Origin of the sequence: Spongiibacter sp. UBA1325, assembly GCF_002306875.1 — a bacterium.
Classification (GTDB): Bacteria; Pseudomonadota; Gammaproteobacteria; order Pseudomonadales; family Spongiibacteraceae; genus Spongiibacter; species Spongiibacter marinus.
The window spans coordinates 66,432-85,065 of record NZ_DBTD01000005.1; the positions used below are offsets into that span (position 1 = coordinate 66,432).

Genomic DNA, 18,634 nt, shown 5'->3' on the forward strand with positions numbered 1-18,634 from the left:
GCATGGGCGCTAGCTATCGCCGTTAATGTTCTGATCCATATTCAGGGCGGGGATTTCTCGCGACAGGCGCCCGACCGGCTTCGCGGGTACGCCCGCCACGGTGGTATGGGCGGCAACAGGGTTGAGCACCACACTGCCCGCGGCGATCTTTGCGCCTTCACCGACGGTGATATTGCCCAGCACCTTGGCACCGGCGGCGATCAACACACCGTCTTCAATGTGTGGGTGCCGTGGGCCGCGACCACTGCCGCAGCCGCCGAGGGTCACGGAGTGCAGCATGGAAACATTATTGCCCACCACCGCGGTTTCACCAATCACGACGCCGGTGGCGTGATCGACCATAATACCGCGGCCAATGCGCGCGGCCGGGTGAATATCAACATCGAATACGGTGGCGATACGATTTTGCAAAAACAGCGATAAGGACTCTCGCCCCTGCTGCCACAGCCAATGGGCGATACGGTGGGCCTGAATCGCCTGAAAGCCTTTAAAGTATAGAAAGGGCATACCGTAGTGGTCACAGGCGGGGTCGCGATCGTAGTGGGCGCAAATATCAGCCACGGCTGCGGCGAGCACCTCCGGGTCAGCGGCATACGCCTCGCTTGCGACATCGCGTATCAGCATCGCGGGCACCGAATCGCAGCCCAGGCGCGAGGCAATATGAAAACTCAATGCGGCAGAAAAGCTACCGTGATTGAGAATACTGGCGTGATAAAAGCTGGCCAGTACGGGTTCATTGCGACCAAAGGCCTTGGCCTCCTCCTGCATAGCGGCCCACAGCTGCGCGACGCTTAAATTCAATATTCTTCTCCTACTGCCAACAGCGGTGCATACGCTGAAGGGTATGCCTCTTTAGGCACAGCAACATAGCGACGATATAACTCGTCTAAGTGCGTCAGTATCGGCTCTTTAAGTTCGATATCCGCCTCGGCGAGTACCTGGCGCAATCGCCCTGGCGTGAGTGCGGACTCACAGCGTGCCGACAGCGGCGCATAGCTTAAATGCCAACGCTCCGGAGCGATACCCCCGCGGTCTTCAGCATAGGGTCGAAAGAAACCGTAACTGGCACCGTTGGCAAGTTGGTGGTCCAGCCAGTCGTGCAACGGAGCAAAGGGGCCGCCGTCGTTCACCTCCTGCGGGCTGAGCTGTACCGAATAATCACTGGCCACCGCCGCGGCGTCATACACGTCGATGTCGCTGCCCCAATGGTGGCGGGAGGCGCCGGGCAGGGCTGACCAACGCAAGATAGCATCGAGCAACTGCTCACAGCTTAATTCGTTAAAACACAGGGCCTGGCCGTCGCTATCGAGCAGCGGGCGACGACCACTGGCCTTCGCATTCCAAATCGCCAACTGTCGGTCAAAGCCGCGGAACCCGCTGACAATTTTCAACTCAAAGCCTGCGCGCGCGGCATCTGATCGCAGCGCTTCGAAGGGCGCAACAATCGCGGGATGAACGGGACAGCCCAGCACATCCACCATCAGCGATTCGTCTTGCCCACACAGGAGCGCTTCTGTCAGTCGGTAATCGTCCATGTCGTCGCGGGTTCTGATAGTGTCCACCTTTCAAGTCATGGCATCATAGTAACGCCATCAACTCAGTGGCGAAACCAGGAGCAAAAATACTGTGGAAGCTCACACCGCCGACCACAAAAAAATCGCGTTAGCACTGGGCAGTGGCTCTGCCCGAGGCATGGCACATATTGGCGTTATTCAACGCCTGGGAGAACTGGGCATCAAGCCCGATATTATTGTCGGCACTTCCATTGGCTCGGTGATTGCCGCCTGCTATCTCACTGAACACCTGGACGATTTTTCAGCCTGGATTCAAACACTGAGCAGCGCCCAGGTTTTCCACTACATGAGTGTTAGCCTGACAGCCGCAGGCGGTGTGGCTCACGCGACACGACTGATCGACTACTTCATCAGTGAATACGGCAACCCCAATATCGAAGACTTATCGCTGCCCTTTGCCGCCGTCGCAACAGACCTCCAACGCGGCCGAGAAGTGTGGCTGCAGCGCGGCCCGCTGTGGGAGGCCGTACGCGCATCAATGGCGGTGCCCGGTGTATTAACGCCGGTGGCTCACCGCGACTCCTGGCTTGTGGACGGCGGCTTGGTAAACCCCGTTCCGGTGTCGGTGTGCCGCGCCCTCGGTGCCGACATCACCATTGGCGTTGACCTGAACAGCGACTTAGTTGGCCGCCGCAAAATTGAGCGAGATGCTCGCGCGCCCGACAACGAGCAACAGCGCAAAGAGGAGATCGCCGAAGAGGAGGAGGCCGAGGAGGATCACCCCGCTATCGGCCCGGATACTGACGGAGGGGGCGACGAAGAATCGCAACTCGCCGCCGCGTTCAGCCGCTTTGCCAGCAGCGTAAAAGAAGCGGCCAGCAACTGGCGCAGCCCCAGCGAGAAAAAGCCAGAAGCGCCCGGCACCCTCAGCGTGATGATGAGCTCGATCAATATTATGCAGGACCGCATTACCCGCTCTCGCCTGGCCGGCGAACCGGCGGATATTATGCTGTGGCCGCGCCTGGGACACATCGGCCTGCTGGACTTTGGCGACGCCGCCGAGGCCATTGCCGAGGGTCGCGACGCCGTGGATCGCATGCTGCCCGCGATACGCCACGCCTTTAATAGCGAAGGTGATGACCGACTTGTCCAGACCGCCCCCGCCGGAGACCAGGAACTGTGACCGTACTTTGCCGCCTTGACGAGATCCCCGAGCCCGGCTCCAAAGGCCTGAACTATCAAGGTCACTCACTGTTTGCAGTCCGCAGTAATGGCGGGGTTTACCTGTATCGCAATCGCTGCCCCCACCTCGGCATTGAGCTGCACTGGCAGGAAGACCAATTCCTCGACGTGGAAGAAACGCTGATCCAATGCGCGACCCACGGCGCGCTGTTTATTATCGAGTCTGGTGAATGCGTCTCCGGTCCCTGCTTGGGTCAATCGTTGCAGGCACTGCGCTGCCGAGTAGAAAATGGCGAGCTATTACTCGACGAATTACTCGCCGAGCAGGAGCCCTAAGCCGTCACTGGCAGCGATGATTGCAGGCGCATCCCCTGCTCATCAATCTGCGCGCGATATGCCAGCAGTTGCACGCCATCGCGCTGAGCTTCAGCCAATTCGCGCGCATAGGCAGGGTCGATATCCGCCGCAGCTGCCACCGCGTTAATCCCCTCGTGCAACACCGCAAAAAGCAGCACCGCTTGCCCGCCCGCGGCCACGTGTTCACGCAAGCCGCGAATGTGACGACGCGCCCGCGTGCTCACTGCATCGGGAAAACGACCGCCCCCGTCCTCGCTTAACAGGGTTACCGATTTAACCTCCACATTACAGGGACCACTTGCTGTCTCCAGGACGAAGTCGATGCGACTGCCGTCGGGCAAACGCAGCTCAGTTTGATAGCCTGAACACCCAGCAAGCTCTGTTATCACTTGTTCATCCAAGGCCTCGGCCACCAGCTTATTGGCCAAGGCCGAGTGGATACACACCTTGTTACCGTCTACCTCTACCAACTGCCAGGTGTAGGCATACTTACGCTTGGGGTTGTCGCTGTAACTCAACCACACGCGACTACCGGGCGTATCGCAACCGGTCATGGCACCGGTGTTGGGGCAGTGTACGGTCAACTCGGTGCCGCACTCCAGGCGCACATCGGCGAGAAATCGCTTATAGCGACGAAGCAGTACAGCGGGAGTTAGAGGAGACGGCCATTGCATAAACGGGCACCCTTTTCATTTTGTTTTCTCAGCGACGTGATCGACGTTGCACATCTATCCTGAAGCTCTCACACTACCCACTAAGATTGTTAATCAGGGGCAGCCCAGCGCACAATGTTAAAAAAATTGTTGCTTAGCGTCAGTGTTTTACTGCTACTCATCATCATTGGCATCACCGCCATTGTCATTCAGCCACAGCTTCTGCAGGGCGCAATCGCGACGGGCGGCCAGCGTTTTGCCGGCCTCGACATCACCTTCGAGTCGCTCAGTTCCCACCGCAGCCCACTGCGGCTGGAGCTGAAGGGACTGGAGCTTCGCAATCCCGACTGGCCCGAGCCAACACTGTTACGCCTAGACTCCTTGTCGCTGAAGCTTATCGCCTCCCCCTTTGACGACGGCGCCTTCTGGTCGCTGCACAGTGAAGGGCTCACCGTTAATCTGGAGCACAACCGCGAGGGCGAACTCAACTGGCTGACCAGCAAACTGCGTGGCAACGGCGAAACCCCTCCGCCAGATACTGAGCCCTCTGCCCCTGCTCCCGTGCAATTACCGGGCGATTTTAATTTTCAGGAAATTGTCCTGCTAGACAGCCATATTCATATTCTGCGCGCCGACGGCGAGCGCTATCACATCGACCTGCCCGAGGTGAGAGGTGAGCGCAGTGAAACAGCGAACGGTCACCTCTCATTGGAGCTGGCCTATGCCCAGCACCATTTTTTGGTGAGCGGGGATATCGTGTTGTTTGATCCCAGTGCCGGTGTGCTGGACTATCAACTCGCCATCGAACATGAAGACGCCCAACTTAAAAGCCAGGGCCGTCTATCACTAAGCCCCAACCTATCCGGCAGCCGCATAGATCTATCCCTCGCCTTGCAGCGCCTGGAGGCACTGGCAACCATGGCAGGTTTGGAGCAAGCACCTGCGCTACCCGAAAGCCGCCTAGCCACAACCTTAGTCATCGACAATGGCTACCAGCTCAGCGACACCACCCTGGCCCTTGGCGACAACACCCTGTCTGGCACACTGACCATCGCCACTGATTTTTCGCAGGTCGACGCCACGCTGAGCAGCCCCGCATTGAATGTCGATGCACTGCAGGAAATTTTCGCGCCCGCCCCGCAGGAGTCAACACAGGCCGATACGACAGCAGAACCAGCTGAGACCGCGATGGACTGGCAGTGGTTGAGCAAACCAGAAATGAAAGCAACACTCGCGGTTGAGCGACTGCTCGCCAGCGGCTGGCAACTGGATGCACTGAAGGTCACCGCCACAACGGGCGAGCAGCTGTCCGCGGACTTTAGTATTGCCACGGTAAGTGAGGCGGCCAGCCAACGTCAGCTAAACGACTTAACGGGGGAATTGCGCCTGACGCCATTGGCACCGCAGAGCGAAGGCGCTGATGCCCGCTTAAAACTGGCACTAAGCGAGCGCGGCGTAAACATCGATATAGAAGGTGACGTTAACCTCAACGGCAAGGCTGGCAACGCGCTAAAGATCCGCGCGCAAGCGCCACAAAGCGCACACCTTTGGGCACTGGCACAGCTGCCCTGGCAAGAAGCCGGCGCGCTGGAACTAACCGGGGAGTTCGCCAGTGAGGCGCAAGGCTACACGGTAAACAGTTCCGCCTCACTGGGTGAGCAACAGGCCGATGTAACGCTGGAATACAAAACGCCGGAGGCCTTGGAGTACGGCCACCTAGACGGCCAATTAACCCTTAAAAACCTCTCGATGGCCTTCACTTCGCCCGCTAATGAAAGCGCTTCTACGCAAACCAGCACGCCGCGTCCGCGCAGCAAAAAATTGCTGAGTAAAGACCCCATCGCCTTTGATGCTCTGCATAAATTCGAAGGCCAGCTAAACATTGATCTTCAAGATGTCGACACCGGCTACACCTACATTAAGCGAGCCTCTCTCGCGCCCAGCGTGAAGAAAGGTGTGCTGACTCTCAGCGACAGTCGCATTCTCACCAACGGCGGTGAAGCCCAGCTTTCCGCGCGGTTGGACGCCAATGGCGAGCGCCCGCAACTGCGCAGTGAAATCCGTGTTGACGGTAGCGACTACGGCAAGCTCGGCTTAGAAAAAGCGGCGGGCATCCGCGGTGGTACTGGCGATATACGCCTTAATCTGCGCGCCAGCGGAAACAGCCCTGCTGACCTGGCCGCCTCCCTCAACGGCCAGGTCGATATCAAAATTACCGACCTGGAGGCCAAGGGCAATGCGCTGAACCTGATCGGTAGCGACGTGCTCACTGAAACGTTTAACAAGCTCAATCCCTTTCGGGAAAAACGCAGCACCACACAGATCGAGTGTCTGGCCGTGCACTTTAAAGGCAATGACGGCAAATTCATTAGCAACGACGGCATCGCTCTGGAAACCGAGGCCAGTAAGATTATCGGTACAGGCCATATCGATTTTGCCAACGAAGAGTTGCGGTTCGGTATTTCGCCCATCGCTCGCAAGGGCGTTGGCATTAATGTTGGCGCCGCCGCCGGCTTGGTGCGACTGGGAGGCAGCTTCAGCAAACCGCGCGTGGAGGCCGACCCCGGTGGTATGTTTACCTCGGGTCTCTCTACTGGTGCGGCCATTTACACAGGCGGTCTGTCGCTGGTCGCGCAGGGTTTAATGAAGCGCGCGCTGTATTCGGGGAGTGCCTGTGATGGCGCCTTGGAAGAAATTCCCAGCGCTGACGAACTACCTCCGGAGTTACTGCAACCTGCTGACAACCCCGCCGCACCGGCCAGCACAGAACAAGTGACTCAGCCCAAGACCTAAGAGAGCCCGAACCCTGGGCGGGTTAGTCAGCCATTTTCTTTAAGCGGTACACCCGAAAGCCATCCTGTTCGCAGAGCAGCTCATGCTCAGCGAACAACGCTGCGGCATAGCGCGGCAGGGGAATAAACTGGTTAACCACAAACAGCGCTTCGCCGTTACGCTTGAGCAAGCGCGCAGCGGCCTTTAGGAATCGCTTAATCAGGCCGCCTTCAATAGCAAAGCCCTGATGAAACGGTGGGTTACACAGCACTAAATCCACCGGCCCACTGAGGCCATCGGCACAATCGGCCAGTTGGATGTCTGCAGTCAGACCGTGCACTTTCGCATTTTTCTCGCAGGCGAGTAGCGCTGTGGCATTGTTGTCGGTCATCAACCATTGGCAGTCAGGAAGTTGTTGGGCGGCCATAATACTGAGATAGCCATAGCCGCAACCAAGGTCAGCCAGCCGTTTGGGGGCACGCGCCGTTGACGCCAACACGTCGGATAGTTGCTCAATTAGCAGAGCGCTGCCGCGATCGATTTTCTGCCAGCCGTAGATACCCGGCTTGCTGTACATAGCCGGCGACTCGTGGATCAGCCGCAGTTGCCGGTAGTCTTTATCTGGCAACCTCGCATCGCTGTCACCCTGCTTGGTCAGGGTGGCAACATAGGCACCGGCGTCGCACTTTTCGATGTGGCGCGAGGCATCGAATACCTTGCCAGCTTTGTCAGCGTAGCCTTTCACACCATCATTCTTGTAGCCGCTAAGCAGCAGGCGCCCCCCAACCGGGAGCGCTGACATCGCGACGTTGATTAACATGTTGACCAGCGGCCTTTCTTTCGACACGCGGTACACAATAGTCTGCGGCGGTGCCTCAAGCGTTGCAGGCACGTCAAAGTCGCCCAACGACACGGAAAATCCCCCGGCAGAGAGCGCCTGGGCGGTATCGCAGCGGTTACTGAAAACGTGACAGTCGCTCCGCGCGGCCGGCAGCTCTCCCGAGACCTGCTCGTCGGCAAACCACCAAACCGGGCCCGCGAGTTCGGGCAGGCGGTCATAGAGCTGTTGCAGCGGCCCATCATTCATGTGGTGTCATCACGCTTGCGCGCTCCTCAGCGGTTAGCGGGCGGTACTCGCCCTCTTCCAGGGTTTCATCGAGCTCAATATCCCCAATCGCCTCGCGATGCAGCTCGATAACGGCATTTCCCAGCGCGCCAAACATGCGTTTAACCTGATGGTAACGCCCCTCGCAAATACGCAGGCGCGCTTCGCAGCTGGCGAGAATTTCCAGCTCGGCAGGTAAGGTACGCTGCTTGTCGTCTTTCAGGAAAATACCTTTCGCGAACTTTGCTATCGCCGCCTCGGCTATGGGCTCGGCCGTGCGCAGCCAGTATCGCTTCCAACACTGCTGCTTGGGCGAGGTAACGGCGTGAGACCAATTGCCATCGTCAGTCAGCAACACCAGACCAGTGGTATCTATATCCAAGCGACCGGCAACGTGCAGCTTCTCGGGATTATCTTCATCGAGCAAATCCAGTACCGTTAAATGCCTGCGATCGCGGGCTGCGCAAACATAGTCCTGCGGTTTATTGAGCATAAAATAACGTGGCTGAGCACTGCGCAGTGGCTGCCCGCGCAGACGGATATCGGCATCCTCGGCGACCGCTGCTCGCGGATCGGTCAATAGCGAGCCGTCGAGACTGACCTCACCGGCTTTAATTAGGCGCTTGGCATCACTGCGAGAATAGTCAGTCACCGTTGCCAAAAAGCGGTCTAGGCGGATGGTTTTACTGGAAGACACCCAATATATCCTGTTCAGGCACAAAAAAGGGGCTTGCGCCCCTTTCGTATTTTACATGCTTAAACGCGATATGCAGCGTCTAGTTTAGACGCCCGCCGCTACTTACTCGGCGCCCGCCTCTACATTGGCGTTCACACGAATATTACCCAGGCCCTTAATCGCTTTCTTGGCATCATCCGCTTTCGCCTTTGCATCGGCTTTTGCTTCAGCTCGGGCTTCAGCACGTGCCTGGGCTTCTTGCTCAGCTTTGGCATCACGCTCGGCGCGCTTGGCTTCCATCTCAGCTTTCTTTGCTTCCATTTCTGCGCGCTTTGCCTCGCGCTTGGCTTCCATTTCCGCACGCTTCTCATCAGCTTTCGCCTTCATTTCAGCGCTTTTGTCTTTGCCGTACTGGTTCGCTTCTTCTGCTGAAGCGCTGGCATTTACTTCGGCATTTGCCTCAACACTCGCTTCGCTAGAGCCGCCAAACAAGCGCCCAAAGAAACCGCGATCGTCGTCAGCCAAAGCCACAGTGCTGCTAAACATCACGGTGGCAGCAATAACACAGTGTTTAATCGACATAATGTATCCCCAGATATTGGTATTTGATTTTTCGTATTGTTACGCACCACGACCCTAGGGTCGTTTTCAGCGCTCACCCAAGTCGATGGGTGATCTACCACTTTCACAGTCTAGATTTGGCGGCAAAGAACTCAAGCGCCCTGAGCAGCAATATTCACCGCAACTAAATCCAAGCTGTATTGTCCGGCAGCGCAAAACGCCACCGCAAACGCAGCTTACACCACCTAGCTGAATGGAATATGAACACTGACTCACAGAAAACAAACCGGGCGAAGCGAGTATTGCGCGGCAAGTGCAATTGCCAAATTTTGGGAATACCCCTATCTTACTAGGGTGATTGCAAAAGAAGACAAGAACACCAAGGAAGGAGTTCTCAATGCAACTAGCCAGACCTTACCTATTAGCGCTCGGCGTTAACCTTTCACTCTTGGCCTGCTCGGGCAGTAATTCTGCCGATACTAATGACGAGCCACTTACCGGCAAGCGATTCTTCGACTCTGCCGCCAGCAAATTTATTTCAGCCTCCCCCGGTATGACTCGCCGCCAAGCCAATTGCATTGTTTCAGCGATGACAGAGAGCGGAGAGATTGGCCTGGGAGAAATCAACGCCATGCGCAGCACCGAGAACGGCTTGAGCGGCCGCCAGTCGCTGATGGCGGCCTATCAAAAGGCCGCCGACGCCTGTCGCTAGTGTTCCCTGGTCGCGCGGAAGCGGACTTTCGGGTGGCGCTCTTCAGTTAATGACAGGTTTACCCTTGTCGGGGCAAGGTAGGTGAGGTGGCCACCACCATCAATGGCGAGGTTCTCGGCGCATTTGCGCTTGAACTCGTCAAAGGCTTTGGGATCGTCGCAATCTACCCAGCGAGCGGTATACACGTTGATCGGCTCGTAGATCGCCTCAACCTTATATTCGTCCTTGAGTCGGTAGGCGACCACATCAAACTGCAGCACCCCAACTGCCCCGACGATCAAGTCACTGTTGCGCTGAGGCATAAACACCTGGGTAGAGCCTTCCTCAGACAATTGTTGAAGGCCCTTTTGCAGTTGCTTGGACTTCATCGGATCACGCAGCCGGATGCGGCGAAACAGCTCAGGCGCAAAGTGGGGAATGCCGGTAAATTTCAGCTCTTCACCGCCGGTAAACGTATCGCCGATCTGAATAGTGCCGTGGTTGTGCAGGCCGATGATATCGCCAGAAACCGCCTCCTGCACCAGGGAGCGGTCGCCGGCAAGAAAGCTCACCGCATCGGCGATTTTTACGTCTTTACCGAGGCGCACATGGCGCATCTTCATACCCTTGCTGTAAGTGCCTGAGCAGATGCGCATAAAGGCAATGCGGTCGCGGTGTTTCGGGTCCATATTGGCCTGAATTTTAAAAACAAAGCCACTAAAGTCCTTTTCACCGGCATCGACTTCGCGCTGGTCGGTCTTGCGATTCAATGGCTCAGGCGCCCACTCCACAAAGCCATCCAGCATTTCCCGCACCCCAAAATTCGACAGCGCGGTACCGAAATACACCGGAGTCAGCTTACCCGCCAGATAGGCGTCGTGGTCAAACTCGTGGCTGGCGCCGCGCACCAGCTCGATTTCGTCGAGATAATCCTCATACTCATCGCCCAACAGCTCTCGGGCGGCGTCGCTCTCAAGCCCGTCGATACGAATATCTTCAGCAATAACACTGCCCTTGCCAGGCTGAAAAACATGGATGGTATCGGTGTAGAGGTTGTATACCCCCTTGAACTCACTTCCCATGCCGATGGGCCAGTTGATCGGCGCGGCCTCGATCCCCAGCACGCTTTCGATTTCATCGAGCAGCTCTATTGGGTCGCGAATATCGCGGTCCATCTTGTTAACAAAGCTGAGGATGGGCGTATCTCGCAGGCGGCACACGTTCATCAACTTAATGGTGCGGTCCTCAACACCCTTGGCACCATCGATCACCATCAGCGCGGAATCCACCGCGGTCAGCGTGCGGTAGGTATCCTCTGAGAAATCCTCGTGCCCCGGGGTGTCCAGCAAATTGACGATGCGGTCCCGATAAGGGAACTGCATCACTGATGAAGTTACCGAAATGCCGCGCTCCTTTTCCAAGCTCATCCAGTCAGAGGTGGCCGATTTGTCGTTCTTTTTACCTTTAACCGTACCGGCGACCTGGATCAGTTGGCCGAGCAGAATCAACTTCTCAGTGATGGTGGTTTTACCGGCATCGGGGTGGGAAATAATCGCAAAGGTGCGACGCTTGGCGATTTGCTGATCTAGCGACTGCTCTGACATGGGCTCGGTCCGAAATTTTTATACAGAAGTCTGGGGCGGGGCGGACGGTTACCGCCCCATCAAAAAAGGGTTCAAGCTCGGCTTAAACCCTTTACGACTCGCCTTGGCGAGAGAGCATGGAACCATTCGCGACTGTGGTATCTTCCACACCCTAGATGAGTGGCCAAATTATACCCGCTAAAACCGGCTATTGACATATAACCGCCCTCTCAGCCGGGGAGCCTGCAAGATCGGCCCACGCCAGAGAAAGGTATTTAGCCGGCCAAAGCAAGCACGCATCCAGCGCAACTGCTTCAGCTTAAACAAATAGAAAGATCGGGGGGCATGCGCGACGGTAATCGCCTCGACCGTATTATCCGGCGTTACCTGCATAGCGCATATACAACCGCTTAGCGATAGGGAAAACCAGTGACGCCCAATCAGATGACGAAAACAATGCTCACGGGCAATAAAAGCAGCGTCCCACTAAGAAGCCAAAGGCACACACGTGGCACATAACTCAGCAAAACGGTAAGTGACAGACCTGACATTGCGAACCAGCCAAAAGCATACGTCAGCCCCAAGCCAAGCCCTTTAGTCCGTATGAAAATTACCAGCGACGTTAACAGCAGGCTTAGACCAATAACGATGAGGCTGCGCACCTCAGCCAAGGTGAGCGCCTTATACCGTGGTAAACCATCTTTACGCAGCCGTTTTTTCGAAAGGCTTAAAACGATCACTCCAAGCAGGCAGAATAAACTGGCAAGGAAAGTCATACCCCCGCCCTACTTCCCGCCGTTAACGTTATCGCTTCACGGTGCTTTCTGCTCACTATCATCGAAGCAGAAGCAAACCCGAGAGCAATACCGACCATAGCTAAATCAAACCCCACTAAAATCCAATCTCCATGTTTCAGCGCGACCAATACATGGTGGTCTGACGTGGCAATATTAACGACGGGGATCAGCATATAAATAGCTGCAGCCAGGTTAAGTTGTTCAAGCCAAGCTTCTCTTGTGGTGATTTTTCCTCGCCTGACAAACGGATGTATCAGCATGGCAAGCCAGACTAAAAACAGGCAATGCCCCTCCCAATTACCCCTTGTTTCAAGAGAGACAGGTATCAACCTATTGGCCCAAAAGTAAGCGGCAATAGCGATCGGCAACCCCACCACAGTCCCGATATTCAGGCCCTCTACCAGTTCAAGTCCCCGAGGATTTAGGCCCGCTTTGCTATGGCTATAACGCCGCTTTACCGCCCAGAAAATGGCGCCAGTTGCTATCATTCCCGCCCCCATTAACCCGGATAGAAAATACATCCAGCGCAAGAAACTGGAAGCAAACAAGCCTTCGTGCAATTTCTCCATCGCCTTATAAAACGCTACAACAGCGGATTGCTTGTTGTGATTTTCAGGTGCGTCAAAGGGCGAACCATCCAGGCCCCGATACAAACTCTCGTTCCTGCCTTCGAGCCCTCGCTCCGCGATGCTCGAAATCTCGATAACGGCGTTTACATCACCAGGGTGCTCAACGCCAATATGGGCGATAGCGATACCTTCATTCGCGGCTATCTCTTCTTGATAAACATCCAGTAGCGAAACCGTCGCCGCATCCGTCCCGCTAGCTTCCTGGTATTCAGGCTCTGAAAAGACCGTATCGTATACAGCTTTAAGTGTTTCCGGATTGGGCCCGTAACTCGATACTGGAATAGCGATCATAGTGGTGAACATCAGTAAAATGAGGCCGCTGTAGGTAATCATTAAATGGAAAGGTAGAGGGAGAACCGCCAGCAGGTTGTGCATATCCAGCCAGGAGGCATGGCGTTTAGCGCGACGAAAAGTGAATAAATCTACAAAGATTCTGCGATGAATAACCACGCCGGTGATGAGTGCGACAAGCATAAACATTGCCGCCATACTGGTAAGCCAATAGGCAAGCTCTTTGGGCATGTAGTGCAGGGAGTAATGCAGGCGATATAAAAACTCGCCGCCGGCGGTTTCCCTGACGTGGACAGGCGCCCCGGTATTTGGGTCGAGGGTCAGTTCATGCCACCCGGGAGGGTGACTTGCAGTGGTTTTTTCGTCAGCCTCTATCCTGGGGTTATGCCACCACAATTTAAAATAGGGATGCCGCCCCTGAGGAAGCTCTATAAACCACTCATCTGCGCTTGGCGCCAACTCCTGCAATTGCCGCTGTGCTGCCGGGATCAATGTATCCGCATCAAACTCAGATTGCTGAACAGGGATTTCCGGCTGCATCCAGCGGGTAATTTCCTCATCGAAGTACCCGGCTGAACCAGTAATAAACATGAAATACAGCAGCCAGCTTAGGGCTAGCCCGGTCCACGTATGCAACCAGGTCATTGAGTGGCGAAAGTTCATCAGAAACTCAGCAGCCCCCACATGGAGAGCGACACAAACGCCGCTCCAGACAACCCTAGCCACGCCGCCCCGGCAGATGTTGCGGAAAACGCCCAAAGGGCCGCCAATGCATATATAAGGAAGCCAAGCATCATTGCCATCACAGCCGCATCGGCTTGAGGCATTGGAGCAATCTTCGCCAGAGCCGCTCCCACGGCATTCGCAACAATAAAGCCGCCAAATAGGCCCGCCGCCGTTCGCGACATAAGGGAAGTTGGAGATCGTCTCACCTGGCTAACCACCTGAATTTATTACTTAGACTTAGATAAATCTGAAAAAGAGCAAGCCCAAAAGGCCCCTCCTATCGCGACGGGCAGAACAATCTAACGCGAAGCCTGTCTTGCGGCATTGATGCAAATGAGTATAATTCACATTACCATTTGCATCAATATCTTAAGAGCAGGACCAGTCAAGATGTACATTCCCAAGAGAACAAAAGCACTGACGACACTGATTGTGGCGGCGAGCGGGCTATCTACTGCAGCCTTCGCCGAAGAGGAACCAGAAACGCAACAAGAAACCACAATCGAAACCGTGGCGGTTGTAGGCCAGGCAACCAATGCATTAATTACCGCTGACCAGATTCAGTCCTATCAAGCGCAAGACTTAGTTGATGTTTTTCGACACACACCCTCTGTGAGCGTAGGCGGCTCTTTAGGGATAGCGCAAAAGATTTATATCCGCGGCCTAGAAGACAATTTCGTCAACGTTACGGTTGACGGCGCACCACAAACATCCACCTTGTTTCACCATATTGGCCGCGTCACCATCGACCCGGATCTATTAAAACAAGTGGAAGTGCAGGCAGGTGCTGGAGAAGCAACTTCGGGCGCCGGCAGCATCGGGGGTGCGATTCGATTTAAAACTAAAAATGTTGATGATTTACTCGCTCCGGGTGACGCCTTCGGGGGTAAGGTAAAAGCCAGCCACTTTACCAACGACGGCGATCAATACAGCATTTCACTATACGGCCGCTTGGCTGAAAACTGGGGATTTCTGGCCTATTACAACGACACCAACCGCGAGAACTTTGAAGACGGAAACGGCGACGAAGTTCTGGGAACCGCCTCTGACCAGAGCCTGGGCTTCCTCAAGATTAATGGACGTATCAGCGATAATCAGTCGCTGTCACTGAGTTATGAAAACCGTAACGAAGAAGCCGACTTTAGCGCCCGCCCCAACTGGCATGTTCAGCCTGGCGAGACACTCTATGCAAGCGAAGCAGAGCGAGAGACTTACGTTGCAAACTACGCCCTGCACCAAGGTAACCTGCTTAGCGTAGAAGCCACACTGTACGACACCTCCTCATCATTTTCCGGAGGGCGCTTTGATTGGTTTACGGAGATTAGCAGCACGGGTTTTGATGTTAGAAATACCAGCCAACTGGGTGATCACCGGCTTGTTTATGGTGTGGACTATCGGGATGACCAAGTTGACAGCGGCGATCCACTCAATGCTAGAGAAGAAGGCAACGTACTTGGAATCTATGCCCAAGCCCACTCTCAGTTAACAAACCAGCTATTGCTTAGCTATGGCGTTCGTTACGACGACTACGAATTTGAGCAGAAGGTTTTACCCGGTGATGCAGGAGAGCCAAGTAAGTTTGATGATTCAGATATCAGCCTAAATGCGGGCCTATCCTACGAGCTTACCGAGCACTGGGTGCTGGGCGTAGGTTACGCCGAAGCGTATCGCGGCAAAGAAGTTGGCGACGGCTTTACGATAGAAAAACCGAGTGTGGGCGTCGCCGTTGACAATGACCTGAAAGGAGAAACGGTCTCGAATATTGAAGCCTCCGCAGAGTATTCGGATGAAAACCTCAACGTGAAATTAGCGATTTTCGAATCCAAAATTGAAGACGTTATCTTTAACCAGCTTTACTCAGGCAACCTCTACGACAACGCGGGCACCGTAGAAACCAGCGGATTCGAATTGGATATGGCCTACCGCTGGGGCAACTTCAACATTTTCGCTGGATATTCCGATGTTGACTCCGAGTTCGACCCAAAAGCGGGTTACTACACCCAAGACTTTAGCTCGATAAAACTCAGTGCCTATGAATTCAGGCATTTGGGGAATTCACGCGGCGATACGTGGAATTTCGGGGTGGACTACACACCTAGGCCGGATCTAAAAACCGGTATAAATATCGTCCACGTGGAAGAGTTAAAGATGGATACGCTCTATCAAGACGTTAATGAAGGATGGGTGCCCGAGCTGTATCAGCTCAGCAAAGACTCTTACACAACAGTTGATATTTTCGCTGAATGGCAAGCAACTCAGGCACTAAGCCTTAACGTTGCCGTTATCAATCTGCTTGATAAACACTATCGCGATCACTCCAGTGTTGGTGATTATACAGCGATACCCGGCTATGAGCTGGTTGCCGGGCCCTGGGAGGCTGGGCGAGATATACGGTTGTCTGTTAGCTACAGCTTCTAAGCGAAAGTGGCTTTTGGCCATGACACGCCCTAGCCCCGCATTCGCGGGGCTTGTCGATTTCCAGCGCACCCCGCCTGCACTGTTTAAATTTTAGCCGTTTATCTGGTGCTGCCCCGCGTTATCGCGTAAGCTAGCCCGCCGCCAAAATCGGCGGTTTTGAATACAGGAAGCCCGCGCGACTGGCATCGGCCACTCGCCCTTGCGCCTTCCACATTGAGACGATCTATGCAGTTTACTTCCCTGGGCCTGTCGGCCCCGATTCTAGAAGCCGTTGCCGATAGCGGTTACAGCACACCTTCACCTATTCAAGCGAAAGCGATTCCCGCCGTACTCGACGGCCGCGATGTCATGGCTGCCGCGCAAACCGGCACCGGCAAAACCGCCGGCTTTACCCTGCCGATTTTGGAAATACTCTCGAAAGGAAAGCGCGCGTCCTCCAACCAGGCGCGCACATTGATTCTAACGCCGACTCGCGAACTCGCCGCCCAGATCGGCGACAATGTTCACAAGTACGGCAAGAACCTGCCGCTGCGTTCAACGGTGGTTTTTGGTGGCGTAAAAATCAACCCGCAGATGATGAAGCTGCGCAAAGGCGTTGATATTTTGGTGGCGACCCCTGGCCGCCTGCTCGACTTGTACCAACAAAATGCTGTTCGCTTTGACGAACTGGAAGTGCTGGTGCTGGATGAAGCCGACCGCATGTTGGACATGGGCTTTATTCACGACATTCGCAAAATTCTGGCACTGCTGCCCGCCAAGCGGCAGAACTTGATGTTTTCTGCGACTTTCTCTGATGATATTCGCAAGCTTGCCAAGGGCATTGTTAACAATCCGGTCGAAGTGTCGGTAACGCCGCCAAACAGCACCGCCGAACGCGTTGAACAATGGATATGCCCGGTCGATAAAAAACGCAAACCGGCACTGCTGGCAAAATTAATCGAAGAGAATGGCTGGCATCAGGTGCTGGTGTTTTCACGCACTAAACACGGCGCGAATAAACTCAGCCGTTTTCTCGACGAACGCGGCATTCCCTCGGCACCCATTCACGGCAACAAGAGCCAGAATGCCCGTACCAAAGCGCTGGCAGAGTTTAAAAGCGGTAAAATTCAAGCGCTGGTGGCCACCGATATCGCCGCGCGCGGTTTGGACATTAGTCACTTGCCCTACGTTGTGAATGTTGACCTGCCGAATGTGCCGGAAGATTATGTGCACCGCATTGGTCGCACGGGGCGCGCCGGCGCCGCCGGGCAAGCCGTTTCACTGGTGAGCGCCGACGAATTTGATCAACTCAGCGACATTGAACGCCTGATCAAACAACTGCTGCGCCGCGAAGAAATTGAAGGCTTTGAGCCAAGCCACGTATTGCCGGAATCGCGCCTGAACGCGCGCCCCGGACGCAGCCGTAAGCCACAGCAAAACCGCAAACCCCGCCCGGAGCACCGGGACGGACAGCGCCCACCGCAAGCGAGACGGCGTCGACGCCGCCCCGCCGCTGACGGCAACCGCAGTGCGCGGCCAGCAAATGGAAACCGCTAATCCCGACCGAGCGCGGCGCGGGTAGAGACGCCTGCCGCCGCTCGCTGCTTACTGCGGCGCTTATGGCTGGCGCGGCGTCGTTTGGCGCGGCGCGTCAACCACAGATAGCCGCCAGTGAAAGCCAACAGTAGCGGCGCCAACCCCAGCACACTCCATATCACGCGACTGGTCAGCCCGGCGAAGTTACCAAAGTGCAGGCGCCGAAAGCTGTCCAATACCTTTGCCCCCACCCCAGCAGTGCGAATGTCGCTCGCCGCTAATGCCTCCCCCGTATCGGCATTGAAACCGGCGCTGCTCGCGTATTCACTCAGCAGAGGATTGGCCGAGCCAACGTCACCCCAGAAGCGGATCGCCCGACCGGGCTCCCAGGGCAGGGACAGGTAGCGGGCCGTAAAGCCGGGCAACTGTGCCTGACTCTTGGCAAGCAAGGCATCCAGCGACAGGTCGCGACTGTACATCGGCCCTTCAACTATCGGATGCTCGTGGCCATCGGCATGCTCTTGGTATTCCTCGATACTGTGCGCGATATTCCAATAGCCTCCGGTAATACCGAGCACCAACAACACCGGCGATGCCAGCGCACCACTCAATTTGTGCAGGTCGCTGTAGTACACGATGCGCCGACCGTGGCGGCGCAAGGTGAATAGATTTTTCCAAAACCTGCGATGCAGAATCAGGCCGCTAATACCAAGCAGGCACAGCACGACCGCCACCACCGCACTCACAATAATGCCGGCATCGTCTAACAACAGGGTGTAGTGCAACTCCAGCAACCAGTCACTGAGGTAGTGATCGGTGGCCACCGCTGGCGCCAATATTTCACCGCGATAGGGATCTATCAGGGTATACAGCCAGTCTCGGCTGCCGTGCGCAATCACATACACCTGATCGGCACGCTGTGGATCACCAAACAGCGTCCAGCCGACGATTTCATGATTCGGCAAACCTTGGTGCAGCACCGTTTGCAATGCATCCAGGGACTGCCGCGGCCCGGCCACCTCAACCCTTACCTTTTCGGGCATCAGCAGGCGGTCAATTTCGTGCTTGAACACGAGGACACTGCCGGTCGCACAGATAACGACCAAGGGTAGGCAAGCGGCCAGCGCCAACCAGCTGTGCCATTTGAACAGCCACTTATTCATG

16 protein-coding genes are annotated in these 18,634 nt (G+C 55.6%); 6 read left to right on the forward strand and 10 right to left on the reverse strand.

What is annotated here, in order from left to right; all coding sequences use genetic code 11:
- Positions 1-9: 9 nt before the first annotated feature.
- Together cysE and B3K78_RS05420 are read right to left on the reverse strand one after the other, a co-directional pair.
- Positions 10-768, reverse strand: a complete 759-nt coding sequence (gene cysE, locus B3K78_RS05415; protein ID WP_204996345.1) for a serine O-acetyltransferase — start codon at positions 766-768, stop codon at positions 10-12.
- A gap of 29 nt (positions 769-797) precedes the next feature.
- Positions 798-1,562 carry a M15 family metallopeptidase gene (locus tag B3K78_RS05420; protein ID WP_286694615.1) on the reverse strand — a complete coding sequence of 255 codons (765 nt, stop codon included), beginning with the start codon at positions 1,560-1,562 and terminating at the stop codon, positions 798-800.
- A gap of 64 nt (positions 1,563-1,626) precedes the next feature.
- On the opposite strand from B3K78_RS05420, the gene B3K78_RS05425 reads away from it, so the two are divergent.
- Positions 1,627-2,697 carry a patatin-like phospholipase family protein gene (locus B3K78_RS05425; protein WP_286694616.1) on the forward strand — a complete coding sequence of 357 codons (1,071 nt, stop codon included), beginning with the start codon at positions 1,627-1,629 and terminating at the stop codon, positions 2,695-2,697.
- Positions 2,694-3,032, forward strand: coding sequence for a Rieske (2Fe-2S) protein (locus B3K78_RS05430; RefSeq protein WP_286694617.1), 339 nt, complete (start codon positions 2,694-2,696; stop codon positions 3,030-3,032). Before B3K78_RS05425 ends, B3K78_RS05430 begins: the two co-directional genes overlap by 4 nt.
- Here B3K78_RS05430 and sfsA read toward each other — a convergent pair.
- Complete coding sequence (sfsA, locus tag B3K78_RS05435; RefSeq protein ID WP_286694618.1) at positions 3,029-3,727, reverse strand: DNA/RNA nuclease SfsA; 699 nt, start codon at positions 3,725-3,727, stop codon at positions 3,029-3,031. The genes B3K78_RS05430 and sfsA overlap by 4 nt on opposite strands.
- Before the next feature lie 114 nt (positions 3,728-3,841).
- On the opposite strand from sfsA, the gene B3K78_RS05440 reads away from it, so the two are divergent.
- Entirely contained in the window at positions 3,842-6,499 is a 2,658-nt protein-coding gene (locus B3K78_RS05440) for an AsmA family protein (RefSeq protein WP_286694619.1), read from the forward strand.
- 22 nt (positions 6,500-6,521) lie between these two features.
- Here B3K78_RS05440 and B3K78_RS05445 read toward each other — a convergent pair whose 3' ends face one another.
- The 3 genes from B3K78_RS05445 to B3K78_RS05455 all read right to left on the reverse strand — a co-directional run bounded on the left by B3K78_RS05445 (position 6,522) and on the right by B3K78_RS05455 (position 8,841).
- The gene (locus tag B3K78_RS05445) at positions 6,522-7,565 is read right to left on the reverse strand and encodes a class I SAM-dependent methyltransferase (RefSeq protein ID WP_286694620.1); all 1,044 of its coding nucleotides are present in this window, start codon (positions 7,563-7,565) and stop codon (positions 6,522-6,524) included.
- The gene (gene rsuA / locus B3K78_RS05450; RefSeq protein ID WP_286694621.1) at positions 7,558-8,280 is read right to left on the reverse strand and encodes a 16S rRNA pseudouridine(516) synthase RsuA; all 723 of its coding nucleotides are present in this window, start codon (positions 8,278-8,280) and stop codon (positions 7,558-7,560) included. Before rsuA ends, B3K78_RS05445 begins: the two co-directional genes overlap by 8 nt.
- A gap of 102 nt (positions 8,281-8,382) precedes the next feature.
- Positions 8,383-8,841 carry a hypothetical protein gene (locus tag B3K78_RS05455; protein ID WP_286694622.1) on the reverse strand — a complete coding sequence of 153 codons (459 nt, stop codon included), beginning with the start codon at positions 8,839-8,841 and terminating at the stop codon, positions 8,383-8,385.
- Positions 8,842-9,217: 376 nt separating this feature from the next.
- Here B3K78_RS05455 and B3K78_RS05460 point away from each other — a divergent pair, with 376 nt between their 5' ends.
- Positions 9,218-9,532 (forward strand): hypothetical protein, encoded by a 315-nt coding sequence (locus B3K78_RS05460; protein ID WP_286694623.1) that lies wholly within the window; start codon positions 9,218-9,220, stop codon positions 9,530-9,532.
- Here B3K78_RS05460 and B3K78_RS05465 read toward each other — a convergent pair.
- From B3K78_RS05465 to B3K78_RS05475, 3 genes are all read right to left on the reverse strand, one after another.
- Positions 9,529-11,115: a peptide chain release factor 3 gene (locus tag B3K78_RS05465; RefSeq protein ID WP_286694624.1), complete on the reverse strand. Its 1,587-nt coding sequence runs from the start codon at positions 11,113-11,115 to the stop codon at positions 9,529-9,531. The genes B3K78_RS05460 and B3K78_RS05465 overlap by 4 nt on opposite strands.
- A 419-nt stretch (positions 11,116-11,534) precedes the next feature.
- Entirely contained in the window at positions 11,535-11,870 is a 336-nt protein-coding gene (locus B3K78_RS05470) for a DUF3325 family protein (RefSeq protein WP_286694625.1), read from the reverse strand.
- The gene (locus tag B3K78_RS05475; RefSeq protein WP_286694626.1) at positions 11,867-13,474 is read right to left on the reverse strand and encodes a PepSY-associated TM helix domain-containing protein; all 1,608 of its coding nucleotides are present in this window, start codon (positions 13,472-13,474) and stop codon (positions 11,867-11,869) included. Before B3K78_RS05475 ends, B3K78_RS05470 begins: the two co-directional genes overlap by 4 nt.
- A 453-nt stretch (positions 13,475-13,927) precedes the next feature.
- Here B3K78_RS05475 and B3K78_RS05480 point away from each other — a divergent pair, with 453 nt between their 5' ends.
- A complete protein-coding gene (locus B3K78_RS05480; RefSeq protein ID WP_286694627.1) occupies positions 13,928-15,955 on the forward strand; it encodes a TonB-dependent receptor domain-containing protein in 2,028 nt (675 codons plus the stop codon).
- Positions 15,956-16,180: 225 nt separating this feature from the next.
- The gene (locus B3K78_RS05485) at positions 16,181-17,491 is read left to right on the forward strand and encodes a DEAD/DEAH box helicase (protein ID WP_204996299.1); all 1,311 of its coding nucleotides are present in this window, start codon (positions 16,181-16,183) and stop codon (positions 17,489-17,491) included.
- Here the strand turns inward: B3K78_RS05485 and B3K78_RS05490 are convergent.
- Complete coding sequence (locus B3K78_RS05490) at positions 17,488-18,633, reverse strand: PepSY-associated TM helix domain-containing protein (RefSeq protein WP_286694628.1); 1,146 nt, start codon at positions 18,631-18,633, stop codon at positions 17,488-17,490. The two genes, B3K78_RS05485 and B3K78_RS05490, sit on opposite strands and share 4 nt — an antisense overlap.
- Position 18,634: the final 1 nt, after the last annotated feature.